Below are 22,140 nucleotides of genomic sequence, written 5' to 3' on the forward strand. Positions count from 1 at the left end.
GCGTAAACTAGACCCGGCGTCGCGGCTGGTAAGGACTGAGGGGATTTACGTCGAGATCGACAACCTTGACGCATTGTTGGCGCTCGCGATGGCTCGAGCCCGCGTGCCATTTCCCCCTCTGAAGCTCGACCTCCGTCATCTCCACAAGCTTAAAGCACTTCCATGCCCCTTCGGGCGGCAAGCCTTTGCTGGAACTGCCAGCAAACTGAAAGGCGAGCGTGCGTTCCTCGCCATCTGTATGGCCTAATATCGCGGGGCAAATTGCGCGCGGGTGGCCTTGATACAAACAGAGCACCTGTTGGCGCTCGACCATGCCCCGCGCAATCAAATCATAGGTGCTCGACAAGGAAACCTCCGGAGTTGGTTTCATTCTCGCAGTTACAAACTGCCCGGCTTATGAAATCGGCGCGCCGATCAATCCTGCGGTTCGGACGCGGCGTCGCCTTGCGCGTCGATGCGCAGCCAGCCTGACGGCGCGAGGCGCTGCTGAGGCAGGAAGCGGGCCTTGTAGTCCATCTTCTTCGAGCCCTCGATCCAGTAGCCGAGATAGACGTAAGGCAGTCCTTGCCGGCGAGCCCGGGCGATGTGGTCGAGGATCATGAAGGTGCCCATCGAGCGGCTGACTTCGCCGGGCTCGAAGAATGAATAGACCATCGACAGGCCGTCGCTGAGCACGTCGGTCAGCGCGACCGCGATCAGCTGCTCGCCGCGGCCGGTGATGCCGCTGTCGGGACCGCGCTTGCGGTACTCGATGATGCGGGTCTCGACGTGGCTGTCCTCGACCATCATGGCGTAGTCGAGCACGGTCATGTCGGCCATGCCGCCATGGCGGTGACGGGAATCGAGATAGGCGCGGAACACCGAATATTGCTCGGAGGTCGGCACCGCGCTGCGCTGCTCGCCGATGATGTCGGCGTTTCGCGCGATGACTTTTCGGAAGTTGCGGGAGGGGCGGAACTCGTTGGCGATCACCCGGACCGAGACGCAGGCGCGACACTGGTCGCAGGCGGGCCGGTAGGCGATCGATTGGCTGCGACGGAAGCCGCCATGGGTCAGGAGGTCGTTGAGGTCACCGGCGCGCTCACCTACGAGGTGCGTAAACACCTTGCGCTCGTGCCGGCCCGGCAGATAGGGGCAGGGGGAGGGCGCCGTGAGGTAAAATTGTGGGGTGTCGCGCGAGTGCTGGGTCAAGGGACGTCGTGGGCCTCCAAAATATGCATCAGCATCGCGCTACGAAAGCCGCCGGTCAATTGGTCTACTCGGCAGGTCAGATCGGACAGCATAGCGGGTCCAGGTTGATAGGTTCTTGATCAGCGGGTCCATGATCGAAAGGTCGCTGATCAGTATGTCCTGGTGCCTTGAGGCACCGGCGCGCGAACGGAATTGTTGATTACGACCGTTCCCAACACGAAATCCTGCAGCAAGCGCCTGCGGCCGTTGAAGAGGCCGACCAGGACGACGAAAGGCGACAGGAACGAGACGGTCACCCAGAACAGCACGGCGTGGGTGGCGCCGAGCACGAAATAGCCGGGCGCGCCGTACCAGGTGCGCAATTCAAGATCCATCACGCGCATGCCGATGGTCGCGGACGACGGACCGCCGATGCAGGCGCCGTAATAGACGATGGCCCAGATCACGGAGGCCGGCCAGGCCAGCCAGAAAAGCGCCCAGCCGATGCCGAGCGTGACCACGCCGAACACCGCGATGAAGAGGTAGCCGAGGATCACCGGCACCGAGATCACGACCATGTCGATCAGGAAAGCGAACACGCGCCGCGTCGCAACGCCGCGGAACAGTTCCGGGTGCAGATAGGGATCGTAGGCGTGAGCCGCACCATCACTGCGCCAGGCATTGCCCGAGTCCGAATACGACATCACCGTCCTCCCGAGGGGAAACTCCCGTGGCAGCACATGGGAATAGGCCGTCCGCGTGCCAAGGGTGCCGGGATTAACAAGACGAAATATTCCGGCGATTCGGGGGCGGTGGAGGTGGTGGCGGCGCCACACCCTCCGTGTCGTCCTGGCGAAAGCCAGGACCCATTACCCCAGGGCGTAGTTTGGCGATGACTGGAAGTTGGTACGTTCGCCGGTATCGATACCGCGTGCTCTCGATAGATCACGCGGTATGGGTCCTGGCTTTCGCCAGGACGACGATGAAGAGACAGGTGTGCCCGGCCTTCGCCGGGACGACATTGGGGCCTACCCCTGAGCGCGCAGCTTCTCCGCCGCCTTCGGTGCAAAGTAGCTCAGCACACCGTCGGCGCCGGCACGCTTGAAGGCGAGCAGGCTCTCCATCATGGCGCGGTCGCCGTCGAGCCAGCCGTTGTTGGCGGCGGCCGCGATCATGGCGTATTCGCCGGACACCTGGTAGGCGAAGGTCGGCATTGCGAACGTGTCCTTCACGCGACGGACGACGTCGAGATAGGGCATGCCGGGCTTGACCATCACCATGTCGGCGCCCTCGGCGATGTCGAGCTCGACCTCGCGCAACGCCTCGTCGGTGTTGGCGCTGTCCATCTGGTAGGTGCGCTTGTCGCCGGTGAGCGTCTTGGCCGAGCCGATGGCATCGCGGAACGGGCCGTAGAAGGCGGAGGCGTATTTTGCGGCATAGGCCATGATCTGCACGTCGAGCAGGCCGGTGCGATCCAGGCCCTCGCGGATCGCGGCGACGCGGCCGTCCATCATGTCTGACGGCGCGATGATGTCGCAGCCGGCTTCGGCCTGCACCAGGGCCTGACGCACCAGCACGGCGACGGTTTCATCGTTCAGTATCTTGCCGTCGGAGATCAGACCGTCATGGCCGTGGCTGGTGAAGGGATCGAGCGCAACGTCGCAGAGAATGCCGATCTCCGGGAATTCCTTCTTGATCGCGCGCACCGCCTGGCAGACCAGATTGTTCGGGTTGGTGGCTTCCGAGCCCTCCTCGTCGCGCAGGGACGGGTCGGTGTAGGGAAACAGCGCGAGGCAGGGGATGGTGAGCTTCATCGCGCGCTCGGCGTCGCGCACGGCCTGGTCGACGCTGAGACGCTCGACGCCGGGCATCGAGGCGATCTGCTCGCGCTTGTTGTTGCCGTCGATCAGAAACAGCGGCCAGATCAGATCGTCCGTCGTGAGCACGTTCTCGCGCACCATGCGCCGGGCCCATTCGGCCTTGCGGTTGCGGCGTGGGCGGACGGTCAGATCGAGGGCAGGGGAGGCCCCAGTGCCATCCCGGCGCGAGACCTCGCGCAATTCGATCGGACGCCCGTACTTGATCGCCATCACTCTTCCTCCGGCTGGAATTATTCTTATACCAGCTCGCATGGTTCCCGTCACCGCGGGTTGACCTGCCGCAAAAGATGGCAGCCGATTGATTTTGCGGGGCAAAGCAGCCAGAAGGGGGCATGTCCGAGATCTCCACCCGCGATGCGGCCCGCGACAGCGCCAGGGATGCCGTCCGAGACAATGCCAGAGACAGCGCAATGTCGGTGGCGGCGATCTCGTCGGATCGGGCCGAGTCCGACGACAATGTCTGGACGCGCCGGCTCGTGCTGTTCCTGCGGGTGATGGCGCTGCTCTCGATTCTCAAGGGCCTCTATCATTGGGCGCAGGTGACGGGCTTCGTCGGCGGCGAGGACGAGGCGTTCGAGAACCAGTCGATGGCCTGGCAGGCCTCAACCATCTACTTCGCCGTGATCGAGCTCGTTGCCGCGGTTGGCCTCTGGCTCGCCACACCTTGGGGCGCCGTGGTGTGGCTGACGACCGTGGTGTCGATGGCGGTGATCGAGCTGATGTTCCCGGGCATCTACGGCGGCAGCCTGATTGTGGTCGGCGTCGAAGCCTTCATGCTCGCCGCCTATCTCGCGCTCGCCTGGATGGCCGCACGCGAACGGCCGCCATAGGCGAAGTCATTTCAACGTTCTCTCTCTCTCTCTCTCTCTCTCTCTCTCTCTCTCGTGCCCCGGACGCTGCGCAGCACGTAGTGATGCGCTGCTGAGCCGGGGCCCATCTCTCCACAAGCGCGTTTGTAGCCCCTGGGTCCCGGATCTTCGCTACGCTCGTCCGGGACACGAGGGCGCAGTTGTGCCCGCTTGGTTGACCGTTCGTTGCGTAAAATTCGACGTAAGTTTTCGCTAACCAGCCTGTTCCGCCACAGCTCTTACGCGGGCGTTTCGAAACGGGGCGGGGCTGTTCTGGAATGCGACAATCGGGGCGGACGGAGGGTGAACAGGACCTTTCGAGAGTCAACAGACTGTTGCGAAAAGTGCTTGTGGCACAGGCTTAATCCGCAATTCACTGTCTTAAATTCATGATCTCTTTATTCTCTTATTTAAGCCGATCTTCAAACGAGCCCCCTTAAGTTGCACCTATCAGACGGGACACAAGTTTCGTCGAATGAGTGTCGATAAAAACGACAACAGGGGAAGTGTCATGATGAAAGCCGTCGCAACTGCGGCAGATACCGCAGAACGCGTCTCCGGCCAGCAGGGTTCGGTGCAGACGCTCTATCTGGAAGCTTTGACTCTGGTGGAGCGGCTGCATCGCCGGCTGCTCGACGTCATCAAGGACGAGTTCGATCGCCGCGGCCGTGCGGACATCAACTCGGTGCAGGCGCTCCTGCTCTACAACATCGGCGACAAGGAGCTGACCGCGGGCGAACTGCGCACGCGCGGTTATTACCTCGGCTCCAACGTCTCCTACAATCTGAAGAAGCTCGTCGAACTCGGCTTCCTCGATCATCAGCGCTCGCGCGTCGATCGCCGCTCGGTGCGCATTCGCCTGACGCCGCAGGGCCAGGAAGTTCGCCGCATCGTCGACTCGCTCTACCAGAAGCACGTCAAGACCGTGGAGCAGGTCGGTGGCATCTCGGGCGAGGAGTTCTCGACCCTGAACAAGTCGCTGCATCGCCTCGAGCGGTTCTGGACCGACCAGATCCTGTATCGTCTCTGAGCTCTTCGACGGGATTTGGCCAAGCCGGCCCACAACAAGACCGGCAAGTCTCCCGAACGTGCCTGAGCTTCCCCAAGCGCGCCGGCCCGGCTCTGTCCGGACCGGTGCGTTTTTTCTATTTCGCGGTTGCGAAAAAATCCCCAACCGGTGGGAACGAGTTCCCGGTTCGGTGCTTATCCCCTTCGATCGGAGGGCGGACGATGCTGGTCGAGCGTGGCGTGGGGGTGATGAACGTGGAACTCGTGAGCGAGGCCTATGCCATCGCCGCGAACTATCTTCGCCGCTCCGGCGCGATCCGGGACACCCTCGTCACCGACGAACACCTGCTCGAAATCGTCATCAAGCTGCTCCAGCACGGCGAATTCAACAAGATCAGGCTGGCCAACAAGGCCATCGTCAGGTTCGAGGCGCAGTCCGAGGCCAAAGCGGTTGCCTGATCTCAACTCCAAACGCGGCAAGAATCAGAGGGTGCCATGGAAGCTGCCATCGACCGGATCATGCATACCTACGATTTGCTCGCCAACCGCACCTCTGCGGCGAGCGCGGAGGCGCGGGAAAAGGTGACGAACTACCTAAACACCTTGATGGAAGCCGGCGAGAAGGACACGCACAGGTTGACCGTGTGCGGCCTGACCTATCTGCGGCAGCTCGACGGCAGCGTGGATCCCGTGAAGGCGGGGTATACCGGGCTGTAGAGGCCGGCGGCCGGTCAGCCGGTCGCACCCCGCGGCGTTTCGAACCCAAAGCGGGCCTTTCCGGACATTGGACGACCGGATGCCGGCCGGTCGTCCAAATCCTCCAATCCCACCATATCTTGCATAAATCACAGGTCCGACCCGCAAACCCTTGGCCTGTTGCGGGCGATGTGGTAGATCGCGCTCGCCGCTTCCGATCGCCACACCAGACCCGCCCGTAGCCCGCCAAACGGCTGCGGCGGTGGAGATATTCGCAAGATGACCTTCGCCAAAACCGCCTCCGCGCCCGATTCGTTTTTCACCGCCTCGCTCGAGCAGGCTGACCCGGAAATCGCAGCCGCCATCAAGGGCGAGCTCGGCCGTCAGCGTCATGAGGTCGAGCTGATCGCCTCCGAGAACATCGTCAGCCGTGCCGTGCTGGAAGCGCAGGGTTCGGTCATGACCAACAAATACGCGGAAGGCTATCCGGGCGCGCGCTACTACGGCGGTTGTGAGTGGGTCGACGTCGCCGAGAACCTTGCGATCGATCGCGCCAAGAAGCTGTTCGGCGCCAACTTCGCCAACGTGCAGCCGAACTCCGGCAGCCAGATGAACCAGGCGGTGTTTCTGGCGCTGCTTCAGCCCGGCGACACCTTCATGGGCCTCGATCTTGCGGCCGGCGGCCATCTCACCCACGGCTCCCCCGTCAACATGAGCGGCAAATGGTTCAAGGCCGCGCACTACACCGTGCGCCGCGAGGACCAGATCATCGACATGGACGCCGTCGCCAAGCAGGCCGAGGAGGTCAAGCCGAAGCTGATCGTGGCCGGCGGCTCGGCCTATTCGCGGGCCTGGGACTTCAAGCGCTTCCGCGAGATCGCGGACAGCGTCGGCGCCTACCTCCTCGTCGACATGGCGCACTTCGCCGGTCTCGTTGCCGGTGGCGTGCATGCTTCGCCGGTGCCGCATGCCCACATCACCACTACCACGACCCACAAGTCGCTGCGCGGACCGCGCGGCGGCCTGATGCTGTGGAATGACGAGGCGTTGACCAAGAAATTCAACTCGGCGATCTTCCCGGGACTGCAGGGCGGCCCCCTGATGCATGTGATCGCGGCGAAGGCGGTCGCCTTTGCCGAGGCGCTGCGGCCGGACTTCAAGGTCTATGCGAAGAACGTCGTCGAGAACGCCAAGGCGCTGGCCGAGACGATGAAGAGCCACGGTTTCGATATCGTCTCCGGCGGCACCGATAACCATCTGATGCTCGTCGACCTCCGGCCGAAGGGCCTGAAGGGCAACGCCTCGGAGAAGGCGCTGGTTCGCGCTGCCATCACCTGCAACAAAAACGGTATTCCTTTCGACCCCGAGTCGCCGTTTGTCACCTCCGGTATTCGGCTGGGCACGCCTGCGGCAACCACCCGCGGCTTCGGCGTCGCTGAATTCCAGCAGGTCGGCGGCATGATCGCCGAGGTCCTGAACGCGATCGCGCAATCCTCCGACGGCAAGGCGCCGCTGGTGGAAGCCGCGATCAAGGAACGGGTCAAGGCGCTCACCGATCGTTTTCCGATCTATCAGTAAGGTCCAAGAAAACCGGTCAAGGTCAACGGATGCGCTGCCCGAACTGCAACAGTCTCGATACGCAGGTGAAGGACTCGCGTCCGACCGAGGACTCTTCCGTGATCCGCAGGCGGCGCGTGTGCGTCGCCTGCAATTTCCGCTTCACCACCTTCGAGCGGGTGCAGCTGCGCGAGCTCACGGTGATCAAACGCAACGGCCGCCGCGTGCCGTTCGACCGCGACAAGCTGATGCGCTCGGTGTCGATCAGCTTGCGCAAGCGGCAGGTCGAGCCTGAAAGGGTGGAGAAGATGGTCTCCACCATCGTGCGCGAGCTCGAGACCGGGGGTGAAGCCGAAATCTCATCGGAGGTGATCGGCGAGACCGTGATGGAACATCTGCGCACGCTCGACGACGTCGCCTATGTCCGCTTCGCCTCGGTCTACCGCAATTTCCGCGAGGCCAAGGATTTCGCCGACGTGCTCGGTGAGCTCTCCGGTGAGGAGGAAGCGCGGCTCGCCGCGATCCGCAAATGATCTTTCGCATCCTGGAGGATCAATTCGCGCAAAAGGCGCGCGAGTCCAGGGATGCCGACCGGCGCTTCATGGAGCTTGCGCTGGCGCTCGGCAGGCGCGGGCAGGGACGTACCTGGCCCAATCCCGCCGTCGGAGCCGTCATCGTCAAGGACGGCGTGATCGTCGGCCGCGGCTGGACCCAGCCCGGCGGACGGCCGCATGGCGAGCCTGAAGCGCTGCGGCGCGCAGGCGAGGCCGCGCGCGATGCCACGCTCTATGTCACGCTGGAGCCGTGCTCGCATTTCGGCAAGTCGCCCCCGTGCGCCGACGCAGTGATCGCCGCGGGCATCAAGCGCGTGGTCGCCGCGATCGAGGATCCCAATCCGGAAGTCGCGGGTCAAGGTCATGCGCGCCTGCGCGCCGCCGGCATCATAGTGGATGTGGGTCTGTGCGCGCGCGAAGCCGCTTTCGATCATGCCGGGCATTTCCGTCGCATCAGGGATCACCGCCCGCATGTGATCCTGAAGCTCGCGGTCTCGCCCGACGGCAAGATCGGTGCGGCTGGCGGCAAGCCGGTCGCGATCACCGGCGAGGCGGCGCGCAACCGGGTGCATCTCCTGCGGGCGCAGAGTGACGCCATCCTGGTCGGCATCGGCACGGTGCTGGCGGACGATCCGCAGCTCGACTGCCGCCTGCCGGGCATGGCGGTGCGCTCGCCGGTGCGCGTGGTGCTCGACCAGAACCTGCGCATTCCCGGCGCAAGCAAGCTCGTGGGCTCCGCGCGCGAGATTCCGCTGTGGGTGGTGGGTTCTGAACTCGCGGAGGCCGCGGCCGCCACGCGGCTCGGTGCTGCCGGCGCGCAGGTGATCCGCGTGCCGCCCGGCAACGCCTCGGGACTCGATCTTGCGGCGGTGCTGCATGCATTGGCCGGCAAGGGCATCACGCGGCTGATGGTCGAGGGCGGCAGCCGCGTCGCCGCGTCCTTTATCGCCGCCGACCTCGTTGACGAGATCTGGCTGTTTCGCGGCGCGGAGGCGGTGGGCGCCGACGGGGTGGATGCGCTCGCCGCATTGCCGCTGTCGAAAATCACGCAGTCGCAGGCCTACAAGGTTCATGCTAGCGAGACCTTCGACAAGGATACTCTCACCATCTACGAGCGCGCGTAATGTTCACCGGCATTGTCACCGATATCGGCGAGATCGTCGGCTTCACGCCGACCGCGCGGGGCCAGTTGCACCGGCTGCGCATCGCCTGCCGCTACGACCAGACCACCATTGCGGACGGCGCCTCGATCGCCTGCAATGGCGTCTGCCTGACGGTGGTCGCGTCCGGCGTCGAAAGCGGCAAGGACTCTGCTCAAAGGACATGGTTCGACGTCGATGCCGCGGCCGAGACGTTGGCGCTGACGACCGCAAAGCACTGGAGGGTCGGCACCAGGCTCAATCTCGAACGTGCGCTCAAGATCGGCGACGAGCTCGGCGGGCATATCGTCGCCGGCCATGCCGACGGCATCGCGACCCTCGTCAGCCGCGAGGACCTGCCCGACATGGCGCGGTTCGAGCTCTCCACGACGTGGGAGCTGGCGCGGTTCATCGCGACCAAGGGCTCGATCACGCTCGACGGCGTCTCGCTGACGGTTAATACGGTGAAGGACGTGAGCTTTTCGGTGCTGATCATCCCGCACACCCTGACGGTCACGACGATCGGCGGCTGGAAGGCGGGGAATGAGGTCAATATCGAGGTCGATCTGATGGCCCGCTACGCGGCGCGGCTGACGGAAATGAAGTGACGGCGTCTTTGAACTTGGCTTACCCGCTGGTGGCGACTACATAGCGCCAACCCCTGTGGAACGGATTTGACTATGGCAGACGCGCGGCGCGCACCCCTCAAGGACCAGACCGACATCTCCGGCGCACGCGCGCTGATTGTCGAGGCACGGTTCTATGACGATCTCCAGGACGCGATGCTCGAAGGCGCGGTGGCCGAGCTGAAGGCGGCCGGTCTGACCCATGACGTCATCACGGTTCCCGGCGCACTGGAGATTCCTGCGGCGATCACCATAGCGGTTGATGCCGCGGCCGCCAATGGCAAGCCCTACGACGCCGCGATCGCACTCGGCTGCGTGATCCGTGGCGACACCATCCATTTCGAGATCGTCTCGCAGGAATCCTCGCGCGCGCTGATGGACCTGGCGGTGGCGCGAAAGCTGCCGCTCGGCAACGGCATCCTCACCGTCAACACCGAGGCGCAGGCCTGGGCGCGGGCGCGCGCCAGCGAGCTGAACAAGGGCGGCGATGCCGCGCGGGCCGCGATTGCGATGCTGCGCATCAAGCGCCGGCTGGCGCGGGCTTGATCATGGCCGACAACAACAAGAAGCCGCCGGCCGGCACGGAGAAGAAGGCGAACCGGCGCGGTGCGGCGCGGCTCGCAGCCGTGCAGGCGCTGTACCAGATGGATATCGGCGGTGCCGGCATCAACGACATTTTTGCGGAGTTCGAGAGCCACTGGCTCGGTAACGAGGTCGAGGGCGACACATATCTCCCGGCGGAAGCGGCGTTCTTCCGCGACGTCGTCTCCGGCGTCGTGCGCGACCAGAAGAAGCTCGATCCGCTGATCGACGAGGCGCTGTCGAAGGGCTGGCCGTTGAAGCGCATCGAAGCGATCCTGCGCGCGGTGCTGCGGGCAGGGGCCTACGAACTGGAACACCGCAAGGACGTGCCGGGCCGCGTCGTCGTGTCCGAATATGTCGACGTCGCCAATGCCTTCGTCGACCGCGAGGAGACCGGCATGGTCAACGCGGTGCTCGACCAGATCGGCCGCCAGTTTCGCGGTGACGAGTTCGGGCGGGGGTAGATTGAGACGACGTCCGCCGTAGCCGTCATCCTGAGGTGCCGGAGCGAAGCGGAGGCCTCGAAGGACGGCGGCGTGCCACCGAAGGTGCATCTCGGCCGCGCATCCTTCGAGGCTCGCAAGGGCTCGCACCTCAGGATGACGGGTCTAGTGCCGTGACGCAGGACAAAGAAACGGTATCCGCCGAAGACTCCCTCATCGCGCGCTATTTCAAACCGCTGGCGACTGATCCCGGCGCGCTGGGGCTGGTGGACGATGCCGCCATCCTGCAGGCGCTCGGCAGCGACATCGTCGTCACCACCGACGCGGTGGTCGAGGGCGTGCATTATCTTGCCGCCGATCCGCCCGATACCATCGCGCGCAAGGCGCTGCGGGTGAACCTGTCCGATCTCGCCGCCAAGGGCGCCGTGCCGGCCGGCTTCATGCTGACGCTGGCGCTGCGCAGCAAGGAAGACGCCTGGCTCAGGCCGTTCGCCGATGCGCTAGGCGAGGATGCCAAGACCTTCGCCTGTCCGCTGCTCGGCGGGGACACGGTGTCGACGCCGGGGCCGCAGATGATCTCGATCACCGCCTTTGGCCGCGTGCCGCAGGGGCGGATGGTTGGCCGCACCGGCGCGAAGCCGGGCGACCGTATCCTGGTCACGGGGACGATCGGCGATGCCGCGCTCGGCCTCGATGTGCTCACGGGCGGGACGATGGCGGCCATGCTGACGGCAGATCAGGCCGCGCAGGACTATCTGATCGATCGCTATCGCCTCCCTCGGCCGCGCAATGCATTGGCCGGGGCAGTGCTCGCCCATGCCAGCGCAGCGATGGACGTGTCCGATGGTCTGGCAGGTGATCTTGCCAAGCTCTGCGCCGCCTCCGGCGTCAGCGCCTTGGTCGAGGCGCACCATGTTCCGCTGTCACCAGCCGCTGCGATGTCCGCCGTCGGCCTTGAAAGGCTCGTGTCCGGCGGGGACGATTACGAAGTTCTGTGCGCCATTCCCGAATCGCGCTGCGCCGATTTCATACGGGAGGCCGAGCAGGCTGGTGTCCGCGTCACGGCGATCGGCACCATCATCGCCGGCCAACAAGCGCCGCGATGGACGGGCGCAGAAGGCCGCAAAATCACACTGCGCCGCCTATCCTATAGCCATTTCTAGGCCCTGGTGCGGCCAGGCGCGTCTAGTCTCTCTGCTTTTTGGGGACAACCGGGTACTATCGGCAATCGCAAACCGGCGGATTTGATTCGGATGACAGCGACCTCAACCGCGAGCAAGCTGCAGCCTGTTCCCGGCAGGGAATGTGGAAGCTGCACGCTCTGCTGCAAGGTCTACAACATTCCTGAGATCCAGAAGCCTGCCGGCAAGTGGTGCGGGCAGTGCAAGCCCGGGCGCGGCTGCAAGATCCACGACAGCCTGCCGGACCAGTGCGCGGAATTCAATTGCCTCTGGCGAACGGATGCGGCGATGCCGGCGCAATGGAAGCCCGATCAGGCGAAGATGGTGGTCACCATCCATCCGATCAGCCGGAACATCCAGATCCAGGTCGATCCAGGCCTGCCATCGGCATGGAGCCGACAGCCCTATCACGATCACCTACGGCAATGGGCGACGAAGAACATGCCGAAGGGCATGCATGTGGTCGTTTTCGTCAACGAGCTGGCGACACTCGTTTTGCCTGACCAGGATGTGGCGCTTGGTCCCGTGACACCCGACCAGACGATCGCAGTTCGTTTGGAGCCTAGTCCGAACGGTGGCGTCTATGAGATCAAGGTCTCGACTACGCGGAGGACGGATGATGGCCAGACCTTCGAGATCGCGTCCTCATCCCGTCATCCTGTGAGGTCGGCGGCCTAGGCTTGGCCACGGCTGGGCTCGGTCCCTTCGGTAGGTCGCTTGCCTGTTCTGTGGCAAACGGGCGACTCCGGACCGGCCTAAATACTTGCCGAGATCGGCTTTTTCGGGTCATCCGGCGTTGCACCCTCAATTTGATTTTGGCAAGGTCGTGACCGACTAGGGCCGCGCCTTCGGGCAAGGAGCGGCCTTTTTCAAATCAAGGCGCCGCACCGCACGACGGAAAACAAAAGGCGCCGGGGGTACGTTCATCAAGGATCTGAGGCAAAAAATCACATGACAGCATTATGGTTGATTGTGCTCTGCGGAGTGCTTTCCGTCGTCTACGCGATCTGGGCGACGTCTTCGGTCTTGAGCGCGGATGCGGGGTCTCCGCGCATGCAGGAAATCGCGGCAGCGGTGCGCGAAGGCGCACAGGCCTACCTGCGGCGTCAGTACACCACGATCGGGATGGTCGGTATCGTCATCTTCGTGCTGCTCGCCTATTTCCTGGGGCTCTATGTCGCGATCGGTTTTGCCATCGGCGCGATCCTGTCGGGGGCGGCCGGCTTCATCGGCATGAACGTCTCGGTCCGCGCCAATGTGCGCACCGCCCAGGCGGCGACCACGTCGCTCGCGGGTGGTCTCGAGCTTGCCTTCAAGGCGGGCGCCATCACCGGCATGCTGGTGGCGGGTCTCGCGCTGCTCGGCGTGACCCTCTATTTCGGCTTCCTGGTCCATTCGCTGAAGCTTGCGCCTGACAGCCGCGTCGTGATCGACGCCATGGTGGCGCTCGGCTTCGGCGCCTCGCTGATCTCGATCTTCGCCCGTCTCGGCGGCGGCATCTTCACCAAGGGTGCGGACGTCGGCGGCGACCTCGTCGGCAAGGTCGAGGCCGGCATTCCCGAGGACGATCCGCGCAACCCGGCCACCATCGCCGACAACGTCGGCGACAATGTCGGCGACTGCGCCGGCATGGCCGCCGACCTGTTCGAAACCTATGCGGTGACCGCGGTCGCCACCATGGTCCTGGCGGCGATCTTCTTCGCCAAGACGCCGATCCTCGCCGACATGATGACATTGCCGCTCGCCATCGGCGGCATCTGCATCATCACCTCGATCATCGGCACCTTCTTCGTGAAGCTCGGGCCGAGCCAGTCGATCATGGGCGCGCTTTACAAGGGCCTGATCGCAACCGGCGTCCTGTCGCTGGTCGGCATCGCCGGCGTGATCTATTACCTGATCGGCTTCGGCAAGCTCGCCGGCGTCGACTACACCGGCATGGCGCTGTTCGAGTGCGGCGTGGTCGGCCTCGCCGTCACCGCGCTGATCATCTGGATCACCGAATACTACACCGGCACCGACTATCGTCCCGTGAAGTCGATCGCCCAGGCGTCGGTGACCGGCCATGGCACCAACGTGATCCAGGGCCTCGCCGTTTCGATGGAATCGACCGCGCTGCCCGCGATCGTCATCATTGCCGGCATCCTGGTCACCTACAGCCTCGCCGGCCTGTTCGGTATCGCAATCGCGACCGCCACGATGCTCGCGCTTGCCGGCATGGTCGTCGCGCTCGACGCGTTCGGTCCGGTCACCGACAACGCCGGCGGCATCGCCGAGATGGCGGGCCTGCCGAAGGAGGTCCGCAAGTCGACCGACGCGCTCGATGCGGTCGGCAACACCACCAAGGCGGTGACCAAGGGCTACGCGATCGGCTCCGCCGGTCTCGGCGCCCTGGTGCTGTTCGCGGCCTACAACGAGGACCTCAAGTTCTTCATTGCGGATTCCGCGCACCACGCCTACTTCGCCGGCGTCAAACCCGACTTCTCGCTCAACAACCCCTACGTCGTGGTCGGCCTGTTGTTCGGAGGTCTCTTGCCGTATCTGTTCGGCGCGATGGGCATGACCGCCGTGGGCCGTGCGGCGAGCGCGATCGTCGAGGAAGTCCGTCGCCAATTCCGCGAGAAGCCGGGCATTATGCAAGGCACCGACAAGCCGGATTACGGCAAGGCGGTCGATCTTTTGACCAAGGCGGCGATCAAGGAAATGATCATCCCCTCGCTGCTTCCGGTGCTGTCACCGATCTTCGTCTACTTCGTGATCTATGCGATCGCGGGGGGCGGGGCGGCCGGCAAGTCGGCGGCGTTCTCGGCCGTGGGCGCGATGCTGCTCGGCGTGATCGTGACAGGCCTGTTCGTCGCGATCTCCATGACCTCGGGCGGCGGCGCCTGGGACAACGCCAAGAAGTACATCGAAGACGGTCATTTCGGCGGCAAGGGCAGCGACGCCCACAAGGCGGCCGTGACCGGCGACACGGTCGGCGATCCCTACAAGGACACGGCGGGACCGGCGGTGAACCCGATGATCAAGATCACCAACATCGTGGCGCTGCTGCTGCTGGCGATCCTCGCGCACTGAACCTGCAGTGCGCGACAAGCGACAAACCCGCGGTGCAAACCGCGGGTTTTTTGTTGTTCGCTCTAAGAGACCGTCGCCATGAAGTTCGAGACGACCAGATGTATAGGGTGCGGCTGCGACATGTTGGCGGCAGACAGTGTTTGTCCAACTTGCGGCAAGGCGCAAAGGGGCTCTCGGCAATCCGGGCCTCGCACAATGTTGGCAGTCGCGCTGGCGGCGGCCATCCTCCTCGCCTTCAACTGGTTCAAATCCCCAGCGCCACAAGCGGGACCTACTGCACGTCCATCTGCAGCCCTTCCTTCTGGATGATGCCGGCGAACTTCTTCGTCTCGGCGTCCACGAAGGCGGCAAACTGGTCGGGCGTGCCGTAGTCTGCGCGGGCGCCCATGGCGACGATGTTCTTCTTGATATCGTCACGCTCGAGCATCGCCTTCACTTGAAGGTTGAGCGCTTCGACAATGGCGGGCTGCACACCCTTCGGCAGGAAAACCGAGAACCACGACGAGACGTCGAAAGCCGCGAGCTCCGGCGCGCTCTCGCGCATGGTCGGCAGGTTCGGCGCGAGGTCGCTGCGCTCAGTCGTGGTGACGCAGAGGCCGGTAAGGGTGCCGTTCTGTACCTGCGGCAGGCTCGGATAGAGGTTGTCGAACAGGATCTGGATGTCGCCGGCGAGCGCCGCCTGGAGCGCGGGACCGGCGCCGCGGAACGGGATGTGCGTCATCTTCAGGCCGGTGAGCTGCAGGAACCAGGCGCCGGTGAGGTGAGGGCTCTGGCCGACGCCGGAGGAGGCGTAGCTGAGCTTGTCCGGATTGGCCTTGAGATAGGCGACCAGCTCGGCGATCGACTTGATGCCGGTCTTGGGATGCGCCGAGACGATGTTCGGGATCCGGATCATGTTGGAGACCGGCTGGAGCTGGTCCGGCTTGTAGGTGAGGTTCTTGAAAATGCTGTAGGCGATCGCGTTAGGGCCGGGATTGCCTATCAGGATCGTGTGGCCGTCAGGCTTGGCGCGGACCACCTCGGCTGTGCCGATCGTACCGCCGCCGCCGGACCGGTTTTCCACCACGGCCGATTGGCCCCAGGCGGTCTGCAGATGCGCCGCCAGAAGTCGACCCATCACGTCGGTCGAACCGCCGGCGGCCGCCGGCACGACAAGGCGGACGTTTTCGGTGGGCTTCCAGTCCGCCAGACTCGATCGCGGCAGGATCGCTGCGGTCGAGAGGGCGGCAGCGCCGGTGAGCACGCGACGGCGGGACAGCAATTGATTGGGCACGAATCCACTCCCTGCATCTTGTTTTGCAGGGAGCGTATGGAACAGGACGCGCAACGGCAAGCCGCACGAAGCCGCAGGCTGAAGGCTCAGTTAAAGCTGAGCAGCTTGAAGATCGGCGTGAGGTAGCTCATCTCCTGGCCCGACGTCGGCGTGGTCCGGCTGATGAAGTCGAAGATCTTGCCGTCCTGGAGACCGTAATTCGCAAGCCGGCGCACGCGCCGGTTCTTGTCGAAATAGACCGCGATGACGCGCTGATCGACCACCCTCTGGTTCATGAAGGCGACCATGCGCTCGGAGCGCTGCGAGATGTAATAGAACACCTCGCCGTCGAGGGTTGCCACGGTGGAGGGGGTGCCCATCACGATCAGCACCTGGTCCTGGCTCGCGCCGATCGGAATCTGCTCCAGCGCGCCAGGCGGCAGGATATAACCCTTCTGGAACTGCTCGCCGGTGCAGCCGGCAAGCGCAACGCCAATCAGGGCCGCGGCCGCGAGCAGGCGCAAGCCGCGCCAATGTGCATGAAGGCCGCGCCGCTTGTCTGCACGCAGGCTGGTCTGGTTCGTTATCGTCATAGCGGAACTGATTCCGTCCCCTTGCGTCGCGCGAGGCGCTGAAGTACCGGGCGGAGGCTCTGAATGCAACACGCGCGCGCCCGCTTGCGGAAACCACAATGCTTTGGCCGTTCAATCACTTCAGGAAACCCCGCCTAGCCTCGCCGGGCACCATTGAAGCCATCTATGGCATGATCGTGACGCAGGCGCGAGAACCCATATTTTACCGCGACTTGGGCGTGCCGGATACCGTTAACGGGCGTTTCGATCTGTTGCTGCTGCACCTCTGGCTGCTGCTGCGCCGCCTGCGCACGGTCCAGGGCGCTCCCGGACACGGCGCCACCGAGCTGTCGCAGGCGCTGTTCGACCGCTTCTGCGAGGACATGGACGACAATCTGCGCGAGATGGGGATAGGCGACCAGACCGTTCCGAAGCGGATGCGAGCCTTCGGCGAGGCGTTTTACGGCCGGGTCCAGGCCTACGATCAGGCCATGGAAAGCGGCGGCGAGGCGCTGGCATCGGCGATCTGCAAGAATATCTTGAATGGGGTCGGCATGGACCAGGCGCAGCGGCTCGCGGCCTATGCCAGGGCTGTCGAGGCCGAGCTCGCCCGGACCGGCGAGGCCGCACTGCTGGGTGCGTCCTTCAAGTTTCCCCCAGCACTCCCTGAGGATGTCACGCCATGACCCGACCGATACCAGCAACCGGGCCCGATCCCTGGCGGGTGCCCGTCATCGTTGCACAGATCCCGGATACCGGCCTGCATCGCAAGCTCGAGGCCTCGGCCGCCGAGCGGCAGGCCATGGCCGAGACGGCTGGCTTGCGCGAGGTTGTCTCGGTCCAGGCCGACTTCGATGTCGTGCCGAAGAGCGGCAACCGGATCCAGGTTACGGGCCACGTTCGTGCCCGGATCGGCCAGACCTGTGTGGTCACGCTTGACCCGATGGAGAGTGACATCGACGAGGCGGTGGACCTGATATTCGCCCCCGAGGCCGAGGTCCGCCGCCTGGCCGACCTGATGGAGGAGGGGCAGGACGATCAGGAGCAGGTCGCCGACCCGCCGGAGGCGATCGTCAACGGCACTATCGACCTCGGCCGGCTCGCCACCGACGCCCTGTTCCTGGCGGTCGACCCCTATCCGCGGAAGCCGGGGGTCGTGTTTGAGCCCGAGGTCATCGCCCCCGATCCGGAGGACCATCCCTTTGCGGTCCTGAAGGCACTCCAGGGCAAGAAGAAAGACCAATAGCTGCCGTCTTTCCCAGAGGACCGCTTTGCTACGGGGCGCGAGGTGTTTGCGGTGGTGGTTTGAAAGGTCGAATTATCCGTTTGATTTTGATGCGTTTCTTGTGAATTACTCCGTCCGCGGCCCGATGCTCCCAGATGCAAAAGGCTGGGGGCAAGAGGTTGTTTCGGGATAACAAAACGCTATTGTCGCGCCCCGGTCCGGGTGCGGCGTGGCGCTTGACCGACCGCCATGTTCGTGGCGAACCCATTTGCGGCCCCGCTCGTTCAAGACCGCACCAGACCAGGTTTCCAGGACTTTTATGCCAAGCAAGGTTCGCATCGCGCTTGACGCCATGGGGGGCGACGCCGGCGCCGCCGTGGTCATTCCAGGCGCCGCCATCTCGCTTGATAGGCATCGCGAGATCGAATTCCTGCTGATCGGGGATCGCGCCAAGATCGAGCCTGAGCTCGAGCGCCACCCCGCGCTGAAGGCGGCGTCGAAGATCATCCATACCGATGTCGCGGTCAGCGGCGAGGACAAGCCGAGCCAGGCGCTGCGGCGCGGCCGCAGGACCTCCTCGATGTGGCTTGCCATCGATGCGGTGAAAAAGGGCGAGGCGGATGTTGCGGTCTCGGCCGGGAATACCGGCGCGCTGATGGCGATGTCGCGCTTCCACCTGCGCACGCTGCCGGGCGTCGACCGTCCGGCCATCGCCGGCATGTGGCCGACCAGGCGCGGCGATTCCGTGGTTCTCGACCTTGGCGCCAGCATCGGCGGCGATACGCATCATCTGGTGTCGCTCGCCATCATGGGCGCGGCGATGGCCAGCGTGCTGTTCAACAAGAAGCGACCCACGGTCGGCCTGCTCAATATCGGGGTCGAGGAGATCAAGGGGCACGAGGAGATCCGCGAGGCCGGCGAAATCCTGCGCGCCAGGAACCTGCCCGAGCTCGACTATCTCGGCTTCGTCGAGGGCGACGGAATCGGCAAGGGGGTGGCCGACGTCATCGTCACCGAGGGCTACAGCGGCAACATCGCGCTGAAGGCCGCGGAGGGAACCGCGCGGCAGATGGCGGAATTGCTCCGGGACGAGATGAAGCGGAGCTGGCTGTCAAAGCTCGGCTATCTCTTTGCGCGCAACGCCTTTCAGGCCCTGCGGAACAAGATGGACCCGAACAAATCCAACGGCGGCGTGTTGCTGGGGTTGAACGGGATCGTGGTCAAGAGCCATGGCGGAATCGCTGCCGAAGGCTTTGCCTATGCGATTGATGTTGGCTATGAGATGGTCAAATTCGATCTCCTCAACAAGATCAATCAGATGCTCAACCGCGAAGGTGGTGCACTCAATTCCGTGCAGGCCGCGCAGGAGGCTGTTTCGTGACTCAAATTCGTTCGGTCGTGCTGGGCTGCGGCTCTTATTTGCCGGAGCAGGTGGTGACCAACGCCCAATTGGCGGCGCGCATTGACACGTCCGACGAGTGGATCGTGCAGCGCACCGGCATTCGCGAGCGGCATATCGCGGCCGAGGGCGAGTTCACCTCGCACTTAGCGCTGAGGGCGGCGCAGGCCGCGCTCGCCGATGCCGGCGTGGACGCGCAGTCGATCGACCTGATCGTGCTCGCGACCTCGACCCCTGACAACACCTTCCCCGCCAGCGCGGTCGCCGTGCAGCACGGGCTCGGCATCAACCATGGCGCGGCCTTCGACCTTCAGGCGGTGTGCTCGGGCTTCGTGTTCGGGCTCGCCGCCGCCGACAATTTCCTGCGCACGGGCGCCTTCAAACGCGCGCTGGTGATCGGCGCGGAAACCTTCTCGCGCATCCTCGACTGGACCGACCGCGGCACCTGTGTGCTGTTCGGCGACGGCGCCGGCGCGGTGGTGCTGGAGGCGCAGGAGCAGCCGGGCAATGCCGCGACCGACCGGGGGATCGTGACCACGCATCTGCGCTCTGACGGCCGTCACAAGGCGAAGCTGTTCGTCGACGGCGGCCCGTCCTCGACCCAGACCGTCGGCCATCTGCGCATGGAGGGCCGCGAGGTCTTCAAGCACGCGGTCGGCATGATCACCGACGTGATCGTCGATGCCTTCAAGGCGACCGGGCTCAATGCCGACAGCATCGACTGGTTCGTGCCGCACCAGGCCAACAAGCGAATCATCGACGCGTCCGCGCACAAGCTCCATATCGCGCCGGAGAAGGTGGTGCTGACGGTGGACCTTCACGGCAACACGTCGGCGGCCTCGATCCCGCTGGCGCTGTCGGTGGCGCGCAAGGACGGCCGCATCAAGCGTGGCGACCTGGTTCTGCTGGAAGCCATGGGCGGCGGCTTCACCTGGGGCTCCGCGCTGGTGCGCTGGTAAGCCACAGTCGATAAAATTTTGCCCGAATCAGATCGGATTATCGATGCGCCTGCATTGATGAGCGCTGTTGACCGCCGTATCGTAAGCTCATAATTTCAGACAACAATTGTTCGCCGTGATGTGGGGCAGGGCGATGACCGATCAAAGTAAAACCGTAACGCGTGTCGATCTCTGCGAGGCCGTCTACCAGAAGGTGGGGCTGTCGCGCACGGAATCGTCTGCCTTCGTGGAACTCGTGCTGAAGGAGATCACCGATTGCCTTGAGAAAGGCGAGACGGTGAAGCTGTCCTCGTTCGGCTCCTTCATGGTCCGCAAGAAGGGTCAGCGCATCGGTCGCAACCCCAAGACCGGCACCGAGGTGCCGATCTCGCCGCGCCGGGTCATGGTGTTCAAGCCGTCGGCGATCCTGAAGCAGCGGATCAACGCCCAGCACCGCACCAATGGCGACGCCAGCAAGGCGCAACCCGAGGCGTAATCCGCCCTTCGGATAAGGATTTGGCATTTGGACAAGGCGCCGGATGCGTTCCGAACCATCAGCGAAGTAGCGCAGGAACTCGACATTCCGCAGCACGTGCTGCGGTTCTGGGAGACCCGATTCTCCCAGATCAAGCCGATGAAGCGCAGCGGCGGCCGCCGCTATTACCGCCCCGACGACGTCGACCTGCTCAAGGGCATCCGCCGTCTGCTCTACGGGGAGGGCTACACCATCCGCGGGGTGCAGCGGATCCTGAAAGAACACGGCGTCAAATCGGTGCAGGGTCTCGCCGACAGCGCCGCCGCGGTCTCGTTCGGCGCCATCGAGGACGCCGTCGGCGCCAGCCTGATGGAGCCCGAGGAGGAGACTGGCGTCCGCGGCGCCCGCGACAGCGACGATGACGATTACCAGGGCGAGGAGGAGGAGGGCATCGACTTCCGCTTCTCCGAGACCGACGACGAGGAAATCCTCACCACCTTCCGCAAGGGCGGCACCCCCGCCGCGCCCGCCGGCCCCAGCGCCATCGACCGCGAGCGCCTTGGACGGGTGCTCGCCGAGCTCATCGCCTGCCGCGAGATGCTGGATCAGGCGCTCAAGGACGCCTGACGCCGGATCTCCTCGGCTTTGGGCCAGTTCCGGTGCCCTCCGGCAGAGGCAGCAAAATGGTGTCACCTCGCCTTGCGCAAACCGGCGATCCTAGCTAATGGAACGACGTTCGGAGCGTGGCGCAGCCCGGTTAGCGCACTAGTCTGGGAGACTAGGGGTCGGAGGTTCAAATCCTCTCGCTCCGACCAATTTTCTCAATATGATCAAGGTCTGTTTTGGGTGGTTGGTTTGCAGCCGACCGCCCGTTTGCAGATAGTTTGCAGTTTTGTTCGCCCGCCGTTCTTTGTGTCCTGGTCTGTTCGTTCGCAATTCAGAGAATAGCCCCGCCTCACTGATCGGAACCATCGCGGTCTAAAGGCGATTTTACCCGGCATGGAAAGCGACCGGGATATTTTGGCAATCCAACGGAAGCTGGCGCACTGCCGCCAGCTTGCGAAAGACTTTCCGGATGGCCCAACGGCCAAGCATATCCGGGAGCTTGAGAACGAACTCAGAGCCGAGCTAGCGGCTGAGTTACGCGGCACAACAGTCAGCAGGTAGGACTACGCGGCGTTTGCTTTCGTCAACCATGATGCGGCACACTTGGGGATGGAACTCGCAACCGATTCCCCTCGGCCAAAGAGCGACTGGACCAAAGAAGAGTTGGCCCAACTCATTCGGCTTGCCCAAGAACGCAGCACGGCGACAGTAGCAGCCAAAGCACTGGGCCGGCACGTTAGCTCAGTGCGCAGGCAGGCACGGGAGCTGGGGATACTGCTCTACAAAGACTAAAGCCGCTTTAGGGGGGCGGAACCAGCTTCTGCTTCCGGAGTTAGCCGGGCATGCCGCGAGAGATAAAGATAACGCTATGGTCACTAGCCGCCGCCTGTGCAGTGGCGTTTAGCTTCGCGGCTGTC

At 64.2% G+C, this 22,140-nt stretch carries 25 protein-coding genes and 1 tRNA gene; 20 read left to right on the forward strand and 6 right to left on the reverse strand.

What is annotated here, in order from left to right; all coding sequences use genetic code 11:
• Positions 1-7: 7 nt before the first annotated feature.
• The 4 genes from AC0L21_RS07185 to hemB form a co-directional block, all read right to left on the reverse strand.
• Positions 8-346 (reverse strand): hypothetical protein, encoded by a 339-nt coding sequence (locus AC0L21_RS07185; RefSeq protein ID WP_473259662.1) that lies wholly within the window; start codon positions 344-346, stop codon positions 8-10.
• Between the two features lie 68 nt (positions 347-414).
• Positions 415-1,191 (reverse strand): arginyltransferase, encoded by a 777-nt coding sequence (locus AC0L21_RS07190; protein WP_027518334.1) that lies wholly within the window; start codon positions 1,189-1,191, stop codon positions 415-417.
• A gap of 149 nt (positions 1,192-1,340) precedes the next feature.
• Entirely contained in the window at positions 1,341-1,874 is a 534-nt protein-coding gene (locus AC0L21_RS07195; RefSeq protein ID WP_473259664.1) for an RDD family protein, read from the reverse strand.
• Positions 1,875-2,198: 324 nt separating this feature from the next.
• A complete protein-coding gene (hemB, locus tag AC0L21_RS07200; RefSeq protein WP_247289350.1) occupies positions 2,199-3,260 on the reverse strand; it encodes a porphobilinogen synthase in 1,062 nt (353 codons plus the stop codon).
• A 122-nt stretch (positions 3,261-3,382) separates the two neighbouring features.
• Between hemB and AC0L21_RS07205 the strand changes: the two genes are divergently transcribed.
• The 13 genes from AC0L21_RS07205 (at position 3,383) to AC0L21_RS07265 (ending at position 14,756) form a co-directional block, all read left to right on the forward strand.
• On the forward strand, positions 3,383-3,880 hold the full coding sequence (locus AC0L21_RS07205; protein ID WP_473259667.1) for a DUF6163 family protein: 498 nt from the start codon (positions 3,383-3,385) through the stop codon (positions 3,878-3,880).
• A gap of 529 nt (positions 3,881-4,409) precedes the next feature.
• The gene (gene ldtR, locus AC0L21_RS07210) at positions 4,410-4,928 is read left to right on the forward strand and encodes a transcriptional regulator LdtR (protein WP_007603420.1); all 519 of its coding nucleotides are present in this window, start codon (positions 4,410-4,412) and stop codon (positions 4,926-4,928) included.
• 200 nt (positions 4,929-5,128) lie between these two features.
• The gene (locus AC0L21_RS07215) at positions 5,129-5,365 is read left to right on the forward strand and encodes a hypothetical protein (protein WP_473259669.1); all 237 of its coding nucleotides are present in this window, start codon (positions 5,129-5,131) and stop codon (positions 5,363-5,365) included.
• Between the two features lie 36 nt (positions 5,366-5,401).
• Positions 5,402-5,623 carry a hypothetical protein gene (locus AC0L21_RS07220; RefSeq protein ID WP_007603423.1) on the forward strand — a complete coding sequence of 74 codons (222 nt, stop codon included), beginning with the start codon at positions 5,402-5,404 and terminating at the stop codon, positions 5,621-5,623.
• Positions 5,624-5,881: 258 nt separating this feature from the next.
• A complete protein-coding gene (gene glyA / locus AC0L21_RS07225) occupies positions 5,882-7,180 on the forward strand; it encodes a serine hydroxymethyltransferase (RefSeq protein ID WP_473259671.1) in 1,299 nt (432 codons plus the stop codon).
• Between the two features lie 29 nt (positions 7,181-7,209).
• On the forward strand, positions 7,210-7,692 hold the full coding sequence (nrdR, locus tag AC0L21_RS07230) for a transcriptional regulator NrdR (protein ID WP_007603426.1): 483 nt from the start codon (positions 7,210-7,212) through the stop codon (positions 7,690-7,692).
• Positions 7,689-8,837 carry a bifunctional diaminohydroxyphosphoribosylaminopyrimidine deaminase/5-amino-6-(5-phosphoribosylamino)uracil reductase RibD gene (gene ribD / locus AC0L21_RS07235; protein WP_473259673.1) on the forward strand — a complete coding sequence of 383 codons (1,149 nt, stop codon included), beginning with the start codon at positions 7,689-7,691 and terminating at the stop codon, positions 8,835-8,837. The genes nrdR and ribD overlap by 4 nt, the downstream gene beginning before the upstream one ends.
• Entirely contained in the window at positions 8,837-9,460 is a 624-nt protein-coding gene (locus AC0L21_RS07240; protein WP_473259676.1) for a riboflavin synthase, read from the forward strand. The genes ribD and AC0L21_RS07240 overlap by 1 nt, the downstream gene beginning before the upstream one ends.
• 72 nt (positions 9,461-9,532) lie before the next feature.
• Positions 9,533-10,024, forward strand: a complete 492-nt coding sequence (gene ribH, locus AC0L21_RS07245; RefSeq protein ID WP_473259678.1) for a 6,7-dimethyl-8-ribityllumazine synthase — start codon at positions 9,533-9,535, stop codon at positions 10,022-10,024.
• 2 nt (positions 10,025-10,026) lie between these two features.
• On the forward strand, positions 10,027-10,524 hold the full coding sequence (gene nusB / locus AC0L21_RS07250; protein ID WP_007611091.1) for a transcription antitermination factor NusB: 498 nt from the start codon (positions 10,027-10,029) through the stop codon (positions 10,522-10,524).
• A 152-nt stretch (positions 10,525-10,676) separates the two neighbouring features.
• Positions 10,677-11,666: a thiamine-phosphate kinase gene (thiL, locus tag AC0L21_RS07255; RefSeq protein ID WP_473259681.1), complete on the forward strand. Its 990-nt coding sequence runs from the start codon at positions 10,677-10,679 to the stop codon at positions 11,664-11,666.
• A gap of 90 nt (positions 11,667-11,756) precedes the next feature.
• A complete protein-coding gene (locus tag AC0L21_RS07260; RefSeq protein WP_473259684.1) occupies positions 11,757-12,362 on the forward strand; it encodes a hypothetical protein in 606 nt (201 codons plus the stop codon).
• 273 nt (positions 12,363-12,635) lie between these two features.
• A complete protein-coding gene (locus tag AC0L21_RS07265; RefSeq protein WP_473259686.1) occupies positions 12,636-14,756 on the forward strand; it encodes a sodium-translocating pyrophosphatase in 2,121 nt (706 codons plus the stop codon).
• Positions 14,757-15,027: 271 nt separating this feature from the next.
• On the opposite strand, the gene AC0L21_RS07270 is transcribed toward AC0L21_RS07265, so the two are convergent.
• Together AC0L21_RS07270 and AC0L21_RS07275 are read right to left on the reverse strand one after the other, a co-directional pair.
• Positions 15,028-16,029 carry a Bug family tripartite tricarboxylate transporter substrate binding protein gene (locus AC0L21_RS07270; RefSeq protein WP_473259688.1) on the reverse strand — a complete coding sequence of 334 codons (1,002 nt, stop codon included), beginning with the start codon at positions 16,027-16,029 and terminating at the stop codon, positions 15,028-15,030.
• 86 nt (positions 16,030-16,115) lie between these two features.
• Positions 16,116-16,601: an outer membrane protein assembly factor BamE gene (locus tag AC0L21_RS07275; RefSeq protein WP_473259690.1), complete on the reverse strand. Its 486-nt coding sequence runs from the start codon at positions 16,599-16,601 to the stop codon at positions 16,116-16,118.
• 98 nt (positions 16,602-16,699) lie between these two features.
• On the opposite strand from AC0L21_RS07275, the gene AC0L21_RS07280 reads away from it, so the two are divergent.
• The 7 genes from AC0L21_RS07280 (at position 16,700) to AC0L21_RS07310 (ending at position 21,432) form a co-directional block, all read left to right on the forward strand.
• Positions 16,700-17,266, forward strand: a complete 567-nt coding sequence (locus AC0L21_RS07280; protein ID WP_473259692.1) for a ubiquinol-cytochrome C chaperone family protein — start codon at positions 16,700-16,702, stop codon at positions 17,264-17,266.
• On the forward strand, positions 17,263-17,826 hold the full coding sequence (locus AC0L21_RS07285) for a YceD family protein (RefSeq protein ID WP_473259694.1): 564 nt from the start codon (positions 17,263-17,265) through the stop codon (positions 17,824-17,826). Before AC0L21_RS07280 ends, AC0L21_RS07285 begins: the two co-directional genes overlap by 4 nt.
• A 298-nt stretch (positions 17,827-18,124) precedes the next feature.
• Positions 18,125-19,186: a phosphate acyltransferase PlsX gene (gene plsX, locus AC0L21_RS07290; RefSeq protein WP_473259696.1), complete on the forward strand. Its 1,062-nt coding sequence runs from the start codon at positions 18,125-18,127 to the stop codon at positions 19,184-19,186.
• Positions 19,183-20,163 (forward strand): beta-ketoacyl-ACP synthase III, encoded by a 981-nt coding sequence (locus tag AC0L21_RS07295; protein ID WP_473259700.1) that lies wholly within the window; start codon positions 19,183-19,185, stop codon positions 20,161-20,163. The genes plsX and AC0L21_RS07295 overlap by 4 nt, the downstream gene beginning before the upstream one ends.
• 133 nt (positions 20,164-20,296) lie before the next feature.
• Positions 20,297-20,638, forward strand: a complete 342-nt coding sequence (locus tag AC0L21_RS07300; RefSeq protein WP_018456841.1) for an integration host factor subunit alpha — start codon at positions 20,297-20,299, stop codon at positions 20,636-20,638.
• A gap of 27 nt (positions 20,639-20,665) precedes the next feature.
• Positions 20,666-21,244, forward strand: a complete 579-nt coding sequence (locus AC0L21_RS07305) for a MerR family transcriptional regulator (RefSeq protein ID WP_007611070.1) — start codon at positions 20,666-20,668, stop codon at positions 21,242-21,244.
• 110 nt (positions 21,245-21,354) lie between these two features.
• Positions 21,355-21,432 (forward strand) — tRNA-Pro (locus tag AC0L21_RS07310).
• The last annotated feature ends 708 nt before the right edge of the window (positions 21,433-22,140 follow it).

This window comes from Bradyrhizobium sp. WSM4873 (assembly GCF_055811355.1).

Excerpts from the sequence above, each read along its gene's own strand:
- AC0L21_RS07195 (WP_473259664.1), bottom strand. The coding sequence starts at position 1,874 with ATGTCGTATTCGGACTCGGGCAATGCCTGGCGCAGTGATGGTGCGGCT.
- hemB (WP_247289350.1), bottom strand. The coding sequence starts at position 3,260 with ATGGCGATCAAGTACGGGCGTCCGATCGAATTGCGCGAGGTCTCGCGC.
- AC0L21_RS07205 (WP_473259667.1), top strand. The coding sequence starts at position 3,383 with ATGTCCGAGATCTCCACCCGCGATGCGGCCCGCGACAGCGCCAGGGAT.
- ldtR (WP_007603420.1), top strand. The coding sequence starts at position 4,410 with ATGATGAAAGCCGTCGCAACTGCGGCAGATACCGCAGAACGCGTCTCC.
- AC0L21_RS07215 (WP_473259669.1), top strand. The coding sequence starts at position 5,129 with ATGCTGGTCGAGCGTGGCGTGGGGGTGATGAACGTGGAACTCGTGAGC.
- AC0L21_RS07220 (WP_007603423.1), top strand. The coding sequence starts at position 5,402 with ATGGAAGCTGCCATCGACCGGATCATGCATACCTACGATTTGCTCGCC.
- glyA (WP_473259671.1), top strand. The coding sequence starts at position 5,882 with ATGACCTTCGCCAAAACCGCCTCCGCGCCCGATTCGTTTTTCACCGCC.
- nrdR (WP_007603426.1), top strand. The coding sequence starts at position 7,210 with ATGCGCTGCCCGAACTGCAACAGTCTCGATACGCAGGTGAAGGACTCG.
- ribD (WP_473259673.1), top strand. The coding sequence starts at position 7,689 with ATGATCTTTCGCATCCTGGAGGATCAATTCGCGCAAAAGGCGCGCGAG.
- AC0L21_RS07240 (WP_473259676.1), top strand. The coding sequence starts at position 8,837 with ATGTTCACCGGCATTGTCACCGATATCGGCGAGATCGTCGGCTTCACG.
- ribH (WP_473259678.1), top strand. The coding sequence starts at position 9,533 with ATGGCAGACGCGCGGCGCGCACCCCTCAAGGACCAGACCGACATCTCC.
- nusB (WP_007611091.1), top strand. The coding sequence starts at position 10,027 with ATGGCCGACAACAACAAGAAGCCGCCGGCCGGCACGGAGAAGAAGGCG.
- AC0L21_RS07260 (WP_473259684.1), top strand. The coding sequence starts at position 11,757 with ATGACAGCGACCTCAACCGCGAGCAAGCTGCAGCCTGTTCCCGGCAGG.
- AC0L21_RS07265 (WP_473259686.1), top strand. The coding sequence starts at position 12,636 with ATGACAGCATTATGGTTGATTGTGCTCTGCGGAGTGCTTTCCGTCGTC.
- AC0L21_RS07275 (WP_473259690.1), bottom strand. The coding sequence starts at position 16,601 with ATGACGATAACGAACCAGACCAGCCTGCGTGCAGACAAGCGGCGCGGC.
- AC0L21_RS07280 (WP_473259692.1), top strand. The coding sequence starts at position 16,700 with ATGCTTTGGCCGTTCAATCACTTCAGGAAACCCCGCCTAGCCTCGCCG.
- AC0L21_RS07285 (WP_473259694.1), top strand. The coding sequence starts at position 17,263 with ATGACCCGACCGATACCAGCAACCGGGCCCGATCCCTGGCGGGTGCCC.
- plsX (WP_473259696.1), top strand. The coding sequence starts at position 18,125 with ATGCCAAGCAAGGTTCGCATCGCGCTTGACGCCATGGGGGGCGACGCC.
- AC0L21_RS07300 (WP_018456841.1), top strand. The coding sequence starts at position 20,297 with ATGACCGATCAAAGTAAAACCGTAACGCGTGTCGATCTCTGCGAGGCC.